Here is a 17336-nt window from a genome sequence, read left to right on the forward strand (position 1 = left end):
GTTAGGTCTATCGGCTAATTTCTACACTAGTTACCTAACTGGATCTTGAGCATCCTCAATCCTTCAAGAATCTTTCGATATATATTTGAGATGATAGAGAAAACCACCTTGGAATTGAAAGTAAAAGACTCTGATTATGAATATTTACGGCTAAGCGCTGCGGCGCTCTTTTTTTATATATCGAAACCAGAACAATTTACGACAAAAAATAATGTCATTCCATACATGATATGACATTATTTTCTATCTACTTATGCTATACTCATACTTGTTTTAGGACATGTTAAACTACTTAACAACTCATATCAAACTGGGGGTGATTAAGGTTGGTTCTCTTCTTGTAGGTGATAGTCATGTCGTCAAATTGTAATCAATGGGAAAGAGACAGGAAATATGAGAGGAGTTATAGGTAATGAGTAAAATAAGATTAGTGGTGGCTGTAGGTCTCTTGGTTTGCTTCATTATAGTATTAGAAATGGTATCCAACTTACCCCAAACCAAGGCGGAGACAGCATCGGAATCAAACATTACATGGAGACAGGTCGACCCTGCTGATGTCCAGATTGGCAAAAGCTATCTCATCGTGTCTGAGCACGGTGCACTTGCTAACGCTCAAGCGACAATCAACACACCCGGAGACGTCACCGGCGACACTCAGGTTGGCATGGTGTCCAAACCTGTGACGATTGAAGACGGCTTAATCACATCCGAAGTGACGGACGACATGATCTGGCAGTTTGGCCTTGGCGCAAACACCGCGGTGGAATCCGGAGGTCTTGGCGAAGGCCGGGGCTACTATTTATTGAACAACGCTCCAGGTGCAGGCGGAGGTACGGAACCCCTGAGGAGGGAATCCAGCTTCAACGCCCAGCATGCACCCCTTAACACGACCGGAGCAGCCAGCAATGGTAACCAACAGAGCTTGTTGATGCAGGTTCTGGATGAAGAAGAAGGCACAGTATCCTTGTACTATTGGGGAGGGAACAACCAGTGGAACTTTGCCCTGACGAGTACGGAAGACGGCTTCACCGCGAAAAGTAAGGCAGCGAGCACGACGAGTGCGGCTCAACTGCTTGAGCAGATGCAGGAGTCCCCGTCATTGCGTCTGTATGAACCAAACGTGACCGTTGGCGTTCAGCACTACGTAATGGCGTCATCTGGCGAGAACGGCAGTATAAGCCCATCCTCCCTGGCAGGCCATGTTTGGGTAAACGATGGAGAAGACGTGACCTTCACGTTAAATCCCGATTTCGGGTTTGAAGTGGACAAGGTTACGGTCAACGACGAAGAAGTGACTGTTACAGACAATACCTACACAATAAAGAACGTCACCGCAAGTGGCACAAGTATTCATGTGACATTCAAGCCTGCTTCAACCGCAACGGATGTACCGTTCACAGTGTATAACGACATATTCTCTGTCGGCAACGTCACGACAGCGGTCATCATCGACCTTGGCGAAGGCAACGAGGCAAACCTTGCCGATCTGAGTGCCGACATGTTCAAAGCGGGCGCTAGGAACACAAGACTTGATGGCTCGACCGTCATTTTCGACGGCATGCGCAATATCACTAGAGTATATGTTAACAATGATCCTGAGCCACTTGGCTATATATCGCCCGCTCCGGGATCCGACGATCTCGTAACAGATACGCCCGCGAGCGGCCGCTACATCATCGTTGAATTTGAGTTCTGGAATGCCAATGGCTATACATCCGGCTCAATGGTTTCGGGCACCTTACAAAATGCATTCTCGACGATTCTCAATTACCGCGTCAACGTGGATCGTGAAATAAAGCTGACAGACGGCACTACCATAATTCCGAGATTCACTCAGGCAGAGGTAGTTAATCCTGCCCTCGACAAGTTTGTTCCGGACAAAACGAACCCGGGTGGCACAGGCAGCATGGACATCCTGCTTTCGATCGACGAGTCCTGGGAAGACCTCGGTCCTCTCCCGCTGTTTATCTACAACCATGGCGGTGGCCGCGGCGGCCCATCGGGGGACTACTTTGCACCTGTGCAAACCGCGAACGGTGCAGCCGTGCTCTCCAAGCGTCAACTGGAGAATCCCGGCAAGTACAATGCGCACATCATAGCTACACAGAACCACTCGAACAATCAGGCCAATAATGAGGCCCTTATAGCGTACGTGGAGAAACTGGCCGCTGAAGGCAAGGTAGATCTGAACCGTATCTATATGTCTGGCTTCTCGATGGGTAGCATGTACACAATCGGTTTCTATAACCGTAATCCTGAGTTCCTCGCAGCAATCGTTCCGCTTGCAGGAGGCACCTTGCCAACCGTGGAACAGCTTACGGCGAACCCTGAGCTCACAAAAACTGCCATATGGGCGCATACACATAAGGATGACGGTGCTGGTAATGCATGGACAAACTATTTCTCAACAGGCGCTGGAGCTAGCGGCTTATATTCAGAAGCCAACGTGACGGTTCTGGAAACGAACCAAGCATTTAACTTCCCATATTATGGCTTTGACTGGACGCCGCACGAAACCGAAGCCCAACTGTTCAGTAACCTTATCGGCCAATCAAACGCCAGCTTTAGGTATGGCGCAGGCCATGAAGAGTATGCAGATAAGAACATCTTTGATTGGATGTTTGCGCAGTTCAGGGCTGAAAACAGGATTGATGACCTTAAAGAGACTGTTGCAGGCCTTGATATTGTAGGCGGCAAAAAGAATGCTCTAATGGTAAAATTAAATCAGACAGAAAGATTCCTGGATACGAAACATGACAAACCTGAACAAGCTACCAATATGCTAAACGCCTTTATCAGCCAGGTCAATGCATTTGTCAATCCTGGTACACTGACTGAAGAGCAGGCAACAGAGATGATTCACGCAGCAGAAGAGACGATTAGTTATATAAACTATATAACTGATCTAAGATAGACATACAGGGATACTAAAAGATGTGATAATCATAAAGACTGCATAAAATATCTTTAAATTTTATGTGGTCTATTCTTTTGACTCAAGTAGTTATACCCATGATGAAAATTAGCGCTTGGCTTGTTCATACAGTCTTGGAATGGGTGGGCGTTCATGGCTTGAATGGGGAGAATTATTTTAGTTGAGCCTATGAGACAGGCTGTTTTTTGGGTTATCCAAGTGTTATTGCTATCATCATTACAATAAATTATATTTTCGGCAATTCGGTATTAGAGAGTAAATTTAAAAAAGGAGAGATTCTTAATGGAAAAGTCAATTCGTGAAGAAAAGTTAAAGCGATTGGAGTTTTTTATAGGTAAATGGGAAATTGAAGTAGTTCACCCACATTTCCAAGCAAACCAATTTATGGACAAACAATATTTGATTGGATTGAATAAGAGAATTTTATCGTTCAGCGAACTCATATAACTCAGCCAGAGTTCCCAAGTAATACGATTGTTTATGACTATGATGCTAATACTGGTGGATATTTACAACACTATTTTGATTCACGAGGGGTAACACGTCTATATAAAATGAGTCTCGAAGAAGATGCTTGGAAATTATGGAGGGTTACGTCAGATTTTTCACCATTAGATTTGTCAGCAATTTAATGGGAAAATTAATGATGCAAGAGATACCATACATAGTTCTTGGCAAAAGTCAGATGACGGGTTGAACTGGGAGCATGATTTTAAACTCATATATAGAAAAGTTAATTAGATATAAGTCAAAATATAAAACGATGGATTATCCGACAAATGAAACCGCTTACTATAAAGCGGGAAATTTTATCGCAGAAACCTTTTTCAGTTATTGGTGCCTATAGGTAGTATTCACAAAATCCAAAAAGGGGAAAGCGTGGAGTTATAGCGCCTCACAAACTTATATAATGTGTTAGATTAACATTTTTCTCTACTAAAAGAGAAACCGTTAATTTCGTCATAGGGCTCTTCCCATCTACAAAAAAATACATAAATTTAACATATTCCCTATATTCATTTAACATACAGTCCCTAAAGTTAAAGTGAATTAGTGTGGTTAAGTGTATTAAAAAATATGCAGCAAAAAGGAGAAATGGAAAAGGTATGAAATTCATGAAAAAAGTCTCGATAATACTACTACTTGCAGTTCTAACTATGGCATCTTTTGAACTTCCTGTTCAGGTCGCTAGTCAATATTCTGAAAAGGAGCATTCAAAACCTGCAAAGCCACAAGGGACTACTGAAGAAATAAATACAGATCCTCCTGAAGTTGAGCAACCTTTACCAGCAGTAGATAATGGTGGAAATGCTAACGATCCTATCTTAAAGAATATAGCTAGAACTAATCCTTTTATCAATATTTTAGATGGTTTTGATCAAATATGGTCTCTGAATCAACCAGATTGGAGAGACGGAACTGCGTTAACTATACCAGGTGCAAATGGTGAGATTGCAAAATATGGTGACGGACCTACCGTTTATTTTGATGGATATAAAAATGATAAGACAAAGGTAATAGCAGATAAGAAGACATATGCTAACGAAGAAATCAGAAATCCGAGGACTTGGGAAGCTAATATAAAATATGTAGAAGAGGTTACTAAAAATAGAACGAATGAAGAGGCGTTAGCGGCCTACTATGATGATCAAAGAGATAAGGTATATAGTATGATGGAAGCTTATGGACCTTTAGCGAATGCCTACGTAGAGATTGTTAACCCGATCACAAGTGTTGTCAGATCATCAGAGGACATGGATAAAGTATTGGAAGAATCGACTGTTGAAGACCAAGCCCAAGGGATGGGACAATGGGAGGGATCTGCACTAGAAGATGCGATGGATTTAGTTCATTTAATTAGATTTAGGAATCCTTCTTCGTCTAATCCTTCTAAATACTTTTTTTCTTCTCCAAGACCTTACAGAATGAATTCAAATGGAGAAGTGAAAGAAGTTGTTGATGAGAACGGTTTACCTGTTTGGGACACAATCGGCAGTGGTGAGAGTACAATAGAAGAATTACCTTCAGGTGGTAAAAAAGAAACAGGAGAAAGACATTACCAGCAATATGAAACGAATGTGGAAGTAATTCCTGCATTAGAATATGTAAAGAGAAAAGCAGAAGACGGGAGAGGTAAAGACGGAGCCTTTCCAAGCGGGCATACAAGTGCATCTTATTTGTCAACATTCGGATTTGCATATGCAACACCAGAAAGATATGCTGAATTTCTAACAAGAGCAGCCCAAATGGGAGAAAATAGAATAGTGACCGGCATGCACTCTCCGCTTGATGTTATAGGAGCAAGAATACAAGCTACAGCAATGACTGCCTACGCATACAATCTTTCAGAAAACCAAGAGGTATTGGATAAGGCTTATCAAAATGCAGGAGAAGTATTCGGTGAATTAGCTGCATCAAAAGAAATGAGCTTGTACGAATATGCACATACAGTAACAGAGGATTATACGTTTGAAAGTGCGTACGATGAAGAAAAGTGGGAGGATCACGAAGCAAATAAAGCATTCTATCGGGAAAAACTTACATACGGATTACCTCAAACAGGCACAAAAGGTTTAGACCCTGTAGTACCTAAAGGGGCTGAAGTTTTATTGGAAACTCGTCAGCCCTATTTGACCGATAAACAACGTAGAGAAGTATTGTATACCACAGAAATTGAATCAGGCTACCCTGTAATAGACGAATCAAATGGTTGGGGCAGACTTGATTTGGTAACAGCATCTGATGGATATGGTGCGTTTTTAAGCAATGTAACAGTGAATATGGATGCTTCAAAAGGAAGGTTTAATGCCCATGATTGGTGGAGAAATGATATAACTGGCAGTGGTATGCTTACCAAGCAAGGGACAGGAACACTTACATTGACAGGAAATAATAGTTATTCAGGAGGCACATTGCTAGAAGGAGGAACGTTAGAAGCTACTTCTGAGACTGCTTTTGGTGAAGGCGATCTTTATGTGGAAGATGGTACAGTGTTAGTTAATGTAGATGAACCTTTGAATGTAAATGGTAACTTCACAATGGAAGCTGGAAACCTTGATATTGCAATGGATAATGACAAAACGCAACTAAATGTAGATGGACTGTTATACCTTGATGGTGGGGATCTGAATTTGGATCTTTCTAATTATGAAATAGACAAGGCAGCAAATATTACTTTAATGACCGCCGACAAGGTGGAAGGTAAATTCGATAATGTAACTGCAGATGATTACGAGGTAACTGTCACTTATAACAATAATAGTGTCGTTGCACATATCAAAGCAATCGATACTTCTGATCCAGTTTTACCAGATCCTGAAGACTCCGAAGATTCTGAAGATCCAAAAGACCCTGTCGATCCAGAAAATCCTGAGGATCCAAAAGACCCTGTCGATCCAGAAAATCCTGAGGATTCAAAAGACCCGGAGAAACAAACCAGTGTTACCTTAACACCTAACGTTACCAATGGCGAAGCAACGATCGTAACAGACTCGCTCTATCAGCTAGCTGATCAAGGTGAACTAAGGATAGATTTACGAGGTCATAATGATTCTGTTAACCTAGCATTTAATTCTGACCAAATAAAATGGCTGAAGGAGCATCGTATAACGATCATCATTCAGTTAAAAAATGTAAGCTTGCAACTAGCTGCCTCCAATTTCACTAATGGATCCGATGCAGCAACCATCCAGTTAGAGCGTTTAGCTGACATTGATCAAGCATTGAGTGTGGTCTATGACTTTGAAATCAAACAAGGCGAAAAACAATTGGATACCTTCGACGAAAAAGTGACACTGACTTTTTCTGTTGATAGCGACAAAGTAAAGGATAAAGATCAGGTGCAACTGTTCTATTGGAATCCAGAACTCGAAGAATGGGAAGCAATCGGGGGAGAATGGCATGATGGAAACGTGAAAGCACAAACCGATCACTTCAGCACCTATACCGTTTTTGAACAGGAAACAATGGAACAACAGCCTGTTACGGAAGACGGACAAAAACTACCGGAAACTGCCACTACGACCTTTCAGTACTTATTAGCAGGGTTTTTACTCTTCTTAAGTGGCGTGTTCTTCCTCATCATGAGAAGAAGAAAAGCTTAATCCTTTATGTAGAGAAATATGAAATTATCACACTAATTAGAAAGAGGCTAACTATTGACTTTAAATAGTTAGCCTCCTTCTTTTTTGTTTAGACAGCAAAGAAATTCACTGTCGTTGAATGGGGAGTTCAAAGCGTAAAAAGTAGGTCAATAAAAGATTGATAAAATTTCAGAACCCATTCTTGGAATTAGAAAGTATATTTCTCAAAATTATTCTTTAGGATTAAAAATTAAAGCAATATAACTAATCAAAGCAAATAGGATAAACATGGCTTCATAACCTAGAAGCCCAGCAACCGCTCCTCCAATGAATGAACCAAACACTTGACCTAAAGCTAATAGTAAAAATGGTAAGCCTAGACCAAGTGAGGAATTTGTTTTAAAGATATGGATGCCCCAAATGATCAAAACACCTGTCATAAATATATAGGAACTACCAAAAGAAATCGCTGATAGGGCAACGGGAAGAATATTTGTAAATAAACCTAATAATAAGGAAGAAGCTCCTAGCAAAATAACACTTATTCGGTAGGAGGATAATAATCCAATTTTCTCACTAAAATATCCAGCAAATCCTCCTAATACGCCTGCTATGCCAATAATGATCCAAAATACTTGAATCAGAGCTTGTGGGAGGTTCTCCATTTGAAACAACAAATCTCTTGAAAACGTCCAATAATGTGCACTCGATGCCCCTAAGAGCAAAGAAGATAAGATTAAGGGATAAGCATGAACAAGCTCCTTTTTTGTCACATGAAAGGCTTGTGTCTGATGAGTTTTGCTCGTATCCTTTGTCTGAGGAATGACCTTATAATTAAGTATCAATATAATAATCGATATTAGTGTAAACAGAAGGTATGTCATTCTCCAGTTGCTAGCCAAAAAGATAACCATAACCCCTGTTAATGCAGTTCCCAAACTAGTACCTGCATTAATCCACGTATTTGTTGTAGAACGCTTATCCTGATCTACCCATTTCTTTATCACATCTGCATAAGGTGGAGAAGATAGCCCCGTGCTTAGGCCAGCAATAAAGATACCAATACCAAGAGCTAGTGAGCTATTGGCTATGGATATGATACTCATTCCTATAGCTGCTGCGATCCCTGCTGTTAAAATCATCATACGGGAACCAACTTTTTGCATATATAACATTGCTAGGACAATCGCTATACAATATGCCAAATACGATAACGAAGAAAGCACTCCTGCCACAGATGGATTAATCTCTAAAGACTCACGTAGATAAGGGAGAACTAATCCATAACTAAACCTTGCAAAACCATAAGTTACCGCAATCATAGGTAAACCAACCATGATTAATTTTTTTGAATTCATTAACAACACCTCTTTTTATATAGAACGATCATTATATTTTTGGTAAAAAGAGAAAAAGTCTTCGACGGACTTTTCCTGTTAGTTGGTATTACGTCCTACTACTCGACACTTAAATGAAGCCCCATAGATTTTATAGAATTTATGAATGCCATAGCCACTTCATCAACATTTAAGGTTTCCGATAAAGCTGTAGCTCCTTCGAATAATAACACTAATTGTGCAGCCTCACTATGGTCGAAGCCAAGCTCTTCAAAAAAATCCAGCAAGGATCTTTTATGCTCATTTACGTATTGGACAATCTCATAATTATCATTTGAAGAAAACTCTTCTTTCGCCCTTAAAAACATGCATCCATTCGTGTCATGTTTTCGAATCCAATCAATATGGGCTTCTGATAGGGACAATATAATGGAGCTTTTAGCATTCTTAACAGATGATTTCAAGATAGAAAAATATTGCTCTTCTCGTCTTTTTAGCACTTCAAGGATGAGGTCTTCTTTTGAATGAAAATGGTTATATAATGTCATAAGAGCTACATTTGATTCTTCAACAATTCTTTTTAAGCCAACACCGTGAAAGCCATGTTTATAAAATAACTGTTCCGCATGTTCCATTATATCTTGCTTTTTTTTGCTCATGAAGAAAACACCCCTTATATAGAACGATCATTCTATTTATAACATAAAAGTATCTTAATGACAACAATACTAAACTTTCAATCGAAACTTAATAATCCACTATAAACTGTGATTATTATGGATAGAATTATTCTTTTAAAAATATCTTAAATATTCCTTGACTAGAATATTCCTTTGGTGGTATATTATAAATGTAACACGGAGTAGATAGTTACTCCATCAATCGGAAAGGACAGATGAAATGAAGACGACCACGTTACATGCACTTGCCGAGCCTAACCGATTACAGATTGTCGAACTCTTAAAGAATGGTCCGCTGACAGTAGGGGAAATTGCTGATCAACTAATGCTTCGGCAACCACAGGCTTCGAAGCACCTTAAAAAACTCAGTGACGCGGGGATTGTCGAAGTCCAAGCGGTTGCGAATCGAAGAATTTACAAGCTTCGTCATGAACCATTTCAGGAAATGGAGGCTTGGCTTACGACATTCCAACAAATTTGGGAACAACGACTTGATCGCTTGGATGAATACTTAGGAGAGCTTCAAAGAAAAGAAGCGTCGCGTGATAAGGAATAAATCTTTTTGTAATTATAGCATTTATCTAAAAGATGAATAGCTATGAACTAATATAATCCAAGGAGGGCAATAGCATGCCGAATAATGTAAATACTAAAATTACCTCGAAAGTGGAAGGGAAGGATTTGGTTCTAGAACGCACTTTTGATGCACCAAGAGAGCTTGTTTTCCAGGCGTTTTCAAAGGCAGAACACTTGGAGAAATGGTGGTCGACGGAAGGTTGGTCCACTCCAGTATGTAATGTAGACTTTCGACCTGGAGGAGTATGGCAGTACTGCATGAAGTGTACGGATGAAAATCAAGAAGAGTATGGAATGGAGTCATGGGGAAAGGCTGTCTATCAAGATATTCAAGAACCAGAAAAAATTGTACTCATTGATTCATTCTCTGATGCAGAAGGTAACATTCTAGAGGATATGCCTTCTACTAAAATGACATTAACCTTCATCGAACAAGACGGAAAAACAAAACTAGTAAGCAGATCTGAGTACCCAACAGCTGAAGAACTTCAAGCCGTTTTGGATATGGGTGTACTTGAAGGAGTCACTCAAACTTGGGATAAGCTGGCTAGCTTGTTAGAAGAATTACAAAAATAATTATTTAGTAATGTTTAGGAAATACTTCTCTGTGGAAAAGTAAGAATGTAGCAAACAATAATACTTTAAGAGGAGTGTTTCTACAAATGGCAAAAATAGCAACCGTTATTACCGATTATTTTGAAGATGTGGAATATACAGATCCTGCAAAAGCATATAAGGATGCAGGACATGATGTGGTAACAATTGGTGACGAAACTGGCAAAACAGTGAAAGGAAAGCAAGGGGATGCTACCGTAAAGATCGATAAAGGGATTGATGAAGTATCACCAGCTGATTTTGACGCACTATTTATCCCTGGAGGGTTTTCCCCTGATATACTAAGGGCAGATGATCGCTTTGTTTCATTTGCCAAGCATTTTATGGATGAAAAAAAGCCCGTATTTGCAATCTGTCATGGGCCACAGCTGTTAATTACCGCAAAATCGTTAGAAGGACGTGGAGTGACCGGCTATAAGTCGATTATGGTCGATTTAGAATATGCTGGAGCTAAGGTACAAGATAAAGAGGTTTTCGTTTGTCAAGACCAATTAGTCACAAGTCGCCAACCGGATGATATTCCAGCGTTTATCAAAGAGTCAACTAAATTATTGGCATAATGATACTACTCATAGGCTTTAGCCTATGAGTAGTTTTTTCTACTAATGACCTGCGTCAACGGCTTATTGCTTTTTTGCTACGTAATGGCTTGTGTTCTTCGTTCTGTTGTTCATATTCTATATTTTGGAAGGCACGATACCCAAACCACATCAAATTTAGGCAAAATAAACTTACACAAAGTAATGGTATTAATCCAGAGAAGAACCAATACATACAGAAAACTACCACACTGCCCAGAATCATCATGATGGTAATCGGCAGCTGGGTAATACCGATAATCAAGGCATATTTAAAATAATGCCATAACGGAACCTCGAAATGCACGTATACCGGAAAGAAATACAGCAATATAATCGCATACAATACTCCTAAAGAGAGTGTGATACCTAAGAGCAGCTGAAACGGAAATGATGGAAATGCTTTTAATAGTATGATATCCATTCGCAAAATAATGGCTGCCACTAGAAAGATCAATCCACATAGATTTGCTCTCAAGAACTCCTTTTGAAAATACTGCCGAAAAGTGGGAAATACCGCAACAATTTCCTTACCTTGAATCCACTGACGTAAAATAGCAAATAAGCTCACGGTCGCTGGCATGATCCCAAATACTACTAAACCTATAATCGTAAAGCATATCCATAATAGGTTGAGATAGACAAGTCGGATTACCCATACACCAGCGTTGTAAAACACATTTAATAAACCATTTAACTGCATGCTGATCAGACCCTTTTCTCATAGAGTAGGTTTTGTTCATTGATGGTTAACCTTTGACTGCACCGATCGCAACACTGCCGATAATCCGCTTCGAAAAAATCGCAAATACAATGATAATTGGCAGGACAGATAAGGCAACCCCTAAGTACTGCACGCCATAGTTAGAGCCATAATAGCCTTGCAGCATTTGTACAAGGACTGGTAATGGATACTTTTCATTAGAGAACAGTAGTACCAATGGACTGATGAAATTATTCCAAGAACCTATAAAGGCAAAGATACCTAGTGCAGCTAGAGCTGGTGCCAGCATAGGAAGTATAATCCGATTAAACGTTTTGAATTCACTAGCCCCATCCATCCGCGCAGACTCAATGACCTCATCAGGAATGGTTCCATCAATAAATTGTTTGACAAAAAATACGGCAAATGCATTAGCAGCAGCTGGTAGGATAAGTGCGGCATACGTATCGAGTAAATTCAGGATATACATAATCCGAAATGTCCCGACTAGACCTAATTGCTGAGGAACCATCATCGTAGCTAACACAAACCAAAACAATACTTTGTTACCTTTAAATTTGTATTTCGCAAATCCGTATGCATTGAGTGCCCCGAAATAAAGGGTAAGTGCCGTTGAACAGCCTGCTATAATAAAGCTATTTAAGAACCCTCGCCAAATATTAATGTTTTCTGTCATATTTTGATAATTGTCAATCAGTGCTTCCCCTGGGAAAAAGATAAATTGGGAAGCAATATCTGCATTTGTATGGGTACCATAAACGATCATAATATAGAACGGAACAATACAAACAATGGCAAGTAGTATGAGAAGTATATGAATGATAATGTGGCTAGGCTTGATTCTTTTCGATTTTCTTTTGTCATGAATGGCTTCCACTTTTGTTTCTGAGATCATTCTATTTCCTCCTTATTTTTGTTCACTCTTTGTTCTGGCGTTCATCGTGGCAAAGGATATAATCGAGAAGACGACAATAACAAGGAACAACCCGAAGGCAATTGCGGAACCATATCCATATTGATAACGAGTAAATGCCGTCTCATACAAATACATGACACTAGTAAGGGTGGAATTATCTGGCTGTCCCGATCCATCCGTTAAGGCGTAGGGTTGATCAAAGATTTGCATACCCCCAATAATCGAGGTTACTACTTGGAATAAAATGATTGGCTTTAGTAGGGGGAGAGTTATACTAAAGAACACCCTTACCTTGGAAGCGCCATCAATTTCTGCAGCCTCTAATAAGTCCCTTGAGATACCTTGGAGACCTGCTATATAGATAATCATTGAGTACCCAAAATATTGCCAGAACAGAATGGACGATACTAAGCCCCTCATAAAATTTGGCATATCTGTCCATTGAATTGGATCGTCAATCATTCCTATAGCTATTAGGAACTGATTAAAGCTGCCTGTTTGCCAGCTGAAAATTAAGGCAACTAATAAACCTAGCGATGCGGCAGTAACAATATTAGGAAAGAAAAACACCGCCCTGAAAATACTTTTACCTTTCACAAATTTTTCATGTAGTACAACAGCTAGTACTAAACTGACAGTTAACTGGGGAATGACCGAAACAATCCAAATAACCAATGTATTGAATAAGGATTTGTAGAAAAAGAAGTCACCAAACAATCTTAGATAGTTCTCCACTCCTACGATGGTTGGATTCGTAAAACCGTCCCAGTCTGTAAAGCTTAAGTAGAAGGAATACATGATAGGATATAGCCCGAACACAAGAAATATAATAAAGAATGGGGCGATAAATAGATAACCATAAGTATCTTTTCGTAATGTCTTTGAAAACATTATTTCTCCTCCTCAGAAAATCTATTAAGTCAGAATGATGTTAATCTACTTGAATTTCTGGAAAATGATGACCGACATCTTTCTTAAATGAGGCAATCATATCGTCTATCGTTTCTAATCTACCATTTAAAAAATCATTCACTTTTTCATCCCACAAGCCATTAATATCATTATCATATGTTGATTGCGGGGCAGAAGGCGCTTCTTCGCCTGCTTCATTAAAGAATGCAAAGTATTTCTGACCGTTTAAAAAGTCTGAGGTTAATTCAGGTGCTAATTCGATATTAATTTCTTTGTTGCTTAGAAAGTACTGCTCGTTCTTGGCCAATTCCGTTAGAAAATCTCTATCTGTGGTGTAAAACTTCATAAATTCCCAAGCGACCTCTTTATTTTCACTTCCGTTATACATGGCTAGGAAAGTCCCGCCACCAGTAAAGGCTTTTGGTCCATGGGTTACCCCCCATTTCCCAGCTGTTTCAGGAGCATTATTCTCAAAAACATGAGGCAGTGCCCAAGTAGGCATGGCATAAAACATAACGGTTCCTTGCTGCATTGATGCAGTCCAAGCAGGGCCCCAGGATTCATAATTTGCCAATACCTTTCGCTCTCTAGCCTCCTTGGCAAGTTCTGCTGCTTCCACTCTAACTGGATCGATCACTAATTTCTCATCAACCACCCAAGGCTCTTTTATATTAGAGCTTTCTACTGAACCGATATCACTCCAATTCGCCAATGCATGAACCTCGCCATTACTTTCTTCTACTACTCGCTCTCCGATATCCATTATTTTATCCCAGCTTGAAATCAACTTACTTACTTCCTCTGGATCATCTGTGCCCAAATATTCCTTGGCTAGATCACGTCGATAGTAGAAAGCCCCTGGTGTACCTTGATATCCCAGACCTCTTATGATGCCTTCTTCGTCTTTTTCATCATCCTGAATATATTGGTATTGCTGATCTAGTATTTCTTCTGCGTTATAAGGAGCTTGCGATAAATCCTCTAATCGAGGAATCTCCCTAATCTGTGGCCAATAGGCTTTTTCTACAAAAAACACGTCAGGGACATTTTTTTCAACCTGTAACACAGACATTAGCTTTTTTACATAATTATCGTTATTGATAAATAGGACATCTACCTTAATATCTGGGTTTGCTTCTTGAAACTTTTCCACAGCATATTTGGCCTCATCTGTGAAAGTCCAAATCCTAAGCTCTTTTTTATCCTCAGCTGAAGATGACGAACAACCAACAAGTACAACGATTAACATGAGCCACACTAAAAAAACAAATAATGAATTACTTTTTGTCATTTCTACTCCACCTTTTTACGTTTGGATTACACTGCTAATCTCTAGAAGAGGGTTTGTCAGTATACGTAATGATGTCTTGCCTCATGCCAAAAACTTGTTTCCACTCCCTTCAATAAAATTAAGGGTTTTTACAAGTAACCGCTTACAAATTCGTGTTGTGTCATTGATTTACTTGAGAAAATGATTCAATTATTCAGACTTACTTTGTTCGAACGATAAACTTACTATGAAATTTTAAATGATTTTCCAAACCTTGTCAAGGAGGTATAATTAACCAATTATACTCGTTTTATTGACAATTTTTCCATACACCATAGCACTACTCCCAAGACTATAGCTATAGTCTTGGGAGTAGTGCTAAAAGTAAGGTCCTTTGAAATTCTATATTAACCTATCTCTCGTTCCATTAAGCAATCGGTAATTTCTCAGGGTTCATCGTTATATAAATTTCGTTTATCTGTTCCTTATCAATATAAAAACTGAGGACACTATGAATGTCACCATGGATATAGATCACGATAGCAGGTTGATAATTAATGCTTTTAACTTCAAAGTAAAAGTCCTCTGGGGTTTTTTTCATGATGCCATATAATAGAGCCAAGACATTCGTAGTCGATACAATTGGCCGTGTTGCTGCACTAACCTTACCACCTCCATCAGAATAAAGGGTAACATTATTAGAGATAAGTTCCATTAATGCAGCTGTGTTTTCTTTTTGGAAGGCCTCTACAAAAAGATCAATGATTGACCTGTTTTTTTCATAGTTTAGACTTTCACCTTCCACTACTAAAATCTTTTGTTTTGCTCTACTAAAAATTTTTCTACAATTGTCTTCTTTCTTTTTAATGATATGAGCAATCTCAGAGTATGAAAAACTGAATACCTCTCTTAAAAGCAGGATTGCTCGCTCATCTGCTGTTAGATGTTCCATCATTCGTAGATAAGCAATACTTAACCCTTCTTTTTGGATGACTGTTTCGCTTGGGTCTAATTCGTGTATTTTCTCGAGGAGTAAGGGCTCGGGATTCCATGGTCCTGTATATTGCTCTCGTTTATACCGTGCAGACTTTAATAGATCGAGACAAAGGTTTGTCATTATTTTACAGAGATATGCTTTCTTGTTCTTTATATCATTTTTGTTCAATTGGTATGCTTTTAGAAAGGTTTCCTGCACCATGTCCTCCGTGTCTATTACGGAGCCTAACATTCGATAACCTAATGAAAATAACAACGGTTTAAATAGCTGATAATCTGCTTTTGTAATCTCCATCGTTATGCCTCTTTTCATTTAAAATAACTTTTTCAGCTGCTTGTTTGCCACTAGTTATGGCTGCTTCTGCCAAAATAGAATGGGGAGATGCCCAATCTCCGGCTATATATAATCCTGGTATTTCTGTTTGACAATCTAGTATTTTCTGTTCATCTCCTATTTGAGGTAAACGCTGATTCACCGTAATGTGGGGAAGAAATCGTTTGAATATCACATACTCTTGCCAACCTGGCTGCAACACATCTAGGAATTGCTCCAGCTCTTTTTTAATTATGGCTCCATCCATGTGTTGATCTGGATGATGGTATTTAAAAACATGAAGAATAGCATTCCTTGGATGATTAGAGAGGCGAGCAAAAGCGGAATGCACGGAATAATAGAGAGGAGCTTTGATGTCCATGGCGAATAATTGGTTTTGGTTAGGAAGTTGTGTCAAAGCAATATCTAAAGTTGCTCCTCTAATAGGTGTAATCTGAGATAAAAATTCTCTTTGAGGGAACACCATCTTTTTACTTAGTATATCATTTAATTCATGAGGTCCTGTTGTACAAATTACATGCTCTCCTAGAATTTTCTTACCATTTGAAAGTACTAATTGGAATTGCTTCTGTTGTGCAGGTTCGATTTGTTTAACATGAGTATGCTGCCAGACCTCCATACCTGAATGAGTGGCCCTATTATGAAGCTGGTTTATCATTGTTTGCCAGCCACCATCTAAATACAGTACACCTCCCATAGCCGATTTCACACATGATAATATTGCTTTTGCGCTCACTTTTTCAGGAGCATGACAATAGCTTGCCAGTCTTCCAAGGGTATATAGTAACGATTCTACCATTTTGGATTGGGTCACTTGTCTAACCCATTGTTGAAAAGTAAGATTTGCTAATTTTTCAGGAGTTATAGTCATTAATTTTAACAGAACCTTTATCCACTCCATCCGTTCCTTTGTGTTCAATAGCTGGGTACTAAAAAGTGTAGATGGAGAAAATGGAGCAGCATATTCGATATGATTATCCATTAGTATGCCAGATAATCTAGGTGAGCTGCCATTCAACTTAATATCTAATTCTTCAAGAATAGCCGTGGCTTTCCCTTTTTTATAAAGGGCATGTGGGCCAAGATTGAAACACTGGTCGTTCATCTTAGTTGTCCTAGCCCTTCCTCCAACAATTTTCCCTTTCTCAATAAGTAATATGGACCTATTGGTTTTAATTAAATAATTTGCTGCAACATATCCTGCTAATCCACCACCAACAATGATAACATCCCATTTTCTAGTCATAAGTTAACCTCCTCTTATTATTTCATTATTCAAGACGACAAAGGGCTAAGATTTGTGACATGTTTTCAAATATATTTTTTGGTTGGGTTAAGACCACGTAACAATGGCAGATTGGTGTAATTTACGAATATTGTT

General features: G+C 39.2%; 14 protein-coding genes. 6 read left to right on the plus strand and 8 right to left on the minus strand.

Features of this window, described 5'->3' with window-relative positions:
- Window positions 1-412 precede the first annotated feature (412 nt).
- The 3 genes from ACZ5R4_RS14350 (at window position 413) to ACZ5R4_RS14360 (ending at window position 7038) form a co-directional block, all read left to right on the plus strand.
- A complete protein-coding gene (locus ACZ5R4_RS14350) occupies window positions 413-2914 on the plus strand; it encodes an FIMAH domain-containing protein (protein ID WP_464367525.1) in 2502 nt (833 codons plus the stop codon).
- Window positions 2915-3217: 303 nt separating this feature from the next.
- Window positions 3218-3382: a hypothetical protein gene (locus tag ACZ5R4_RS14355; RefSeq protein WP_347836208.1), complete on the plus strand. Its 165-nt coding sequence runs from the start codon at window positions 3218-3220 to the stop codon at window positions 3380-3382.
- 668 nt (window positions 3383-4050) lie between these two features.
- A complete protein-coding gene (locus ACZ5R4_RS14360; protein WP_464367526.1) occupies window positions 4051-7038 on the plus strand; it encodes a phosphatase PAP2 family protein in 2988 nt (995 codons plus the stop codon).
- A 209-nt stretch (window positions 7039-7247) separates the two neighbouring features.
- On the opposite strand, the gene ACZ5R4_RS14365 is transcribed toward ACZ5R4_RS14360, so the two are convergent.
- Window positions 7248-8375 carry an MFS transporter gene (locus tag ACZ5R4_RS14365; protein ID WP_464367527.1) on the minus strand — a complete coding sequence of 376 codons (1128 nt, stop codon included), beginning with the start codon at window positions 8373-8375 and terminating at the stop codon, window positions 7248-7250.
- Window positions 8376-8473: 98 nt separating this feature from the next.
- Window positions 8474-9013, minus strand: a complete 540-nt coding sequence (locus ACZ5R4_RS14370; RefSeq protein WP_109985122.1) for a TetR/AcrR family transcriptional regulator — start codon at window positions 9011-9013, stop codon at window positions 8474-8476.
- 241 nt (window positions 9014-9254) lie between these two features.
- Between ACZ5R4_RS14370 and ACZ5R4_RS14375 the strand changes: the two genes are divergently transcribed.
- From ACZ5R4_RS14375 to ACZ5R4_RS14385, 3 genes are all read left to right on the plus strand, one after another.
- Window positions 9255-9590: an ArsR/SmtB family transcription factor gene (locus tag ACZ5R4_RS14375; protein WP_054861104.1), complete on the plus strand. Its 336-nt coding sequence runs from the start codon at window positions 9255-9257 to the stop codon at window positions 9588-9590.
- 74 nt (window positions 9591-9664) lie between these two features.
- The gene (locus tag ACZ5R4_RS14380) at window positions 9665-10186 is read left to right on the plus strand and encodes an SRPBCC domain-containing protein (protein ID WP_109985121.1); all 522 of its coding nucleotides are present in this window, start codon (window positions 9665-9667) and stop codon (window positions 10184-10186) included.
- Between the two features lie 86 nt (window positions 10187-10272).
- Window positions 10273-10785, plus strand: coding sequence for a type 1 glutamine amidotransferase domain-containing protein (locus tag ACZ5R4_RS14385; protein WP_277679279.1), 513 nt, complete (start codon window positions 10273-10275; stop codon window positions 10783-10785).
- 55 nt (window positions 10786-10840) lie between these two features.
- Here the strand turns inward: ACZ5R4_RS14385 and ACZ5R4_RS14390 are convergent, their stop codons facing one another.
- From ACZ5R4_RS14390 to ACZ5R4_RS14415, 6 genes are all read right to left on the minus strand, one after another.
- Entirely contained in the window at window positions 10841-11506 is a 666-nt protein-coding gene (locus tag ACZ5R4_RS14390; RefSeq protein ID WP_054861102.1) for a YesL family protein, read from the minus strand.
- Window positions 11507-11552: 46 nt separating this feature from the next.
- Window positions 11553-12422: a carbohydrate ABC transporter permease gene (locus tag ACZ5R4_RS14395; protein WP_109985119.1), complete on the minus strand. Its 870-nt coding sequence runs from the start codon at window positions 12420-12422 to the stop codon at window positions 11553-11555.
- A gap of 12 nt (window positions 12423-12434) precedes the next feature.
- Window positions 12435-13334, minus strand: a complete 900-nt coding sequence (locus tag ACZ5R4_RS14400) for a carbohydrate ABC transporter permease (protein ID WP_277679277.1) — start codon at window positions 13332-13334, stop codon at window positions 12435-12437.
- Between the two features lie 40 nt (window positions 13335-13374).
- Window positions 13375-14646: an ABC transporter substrate-binding protein gene (locus tag ACZ5R4_RS14405; protein WP_109985117.1), complete on the minus strand. Its 1272-nt coding sequence runs from the start codon at window positions 14644-14646 to the stop codon at window positions 13375-13377.
- Between the two features lie 406 nt (window positions 14647-15052).
- Window positions 15053-15916 carry an RNA polymerase sigma-70 factor gene (locus ACZ5R4_RS14410; protein WP_054861663.1) on the minus strand — a complete coding sequence of 288 codons (864 nt, stop codon included), beginning with the start codon at window positions 15914-15916 and terminating at the stop codon, window positions 15053-15055.
- On the minus strand, window positions 15882-17201 hold the full coding sequence (locus ACZ5R4_RS14415) for a phytoene desaturase family protein (protein ID WP_109985116.1): 1320 nt from the start codon (window positions 17199-17201) through the stop codon (window positions 15882-15884). Before ACZ5R4_RS14415 ends, ACZ5R4_RS14410 begins: the two co-directional genes overlap by 35 nt.
- Window positions 17202-17336 lie beyond the last annotated feature (135 nt).

Source organism: Gracilibacillus sp. JCM 18860 (assembly GCF_055395245.1).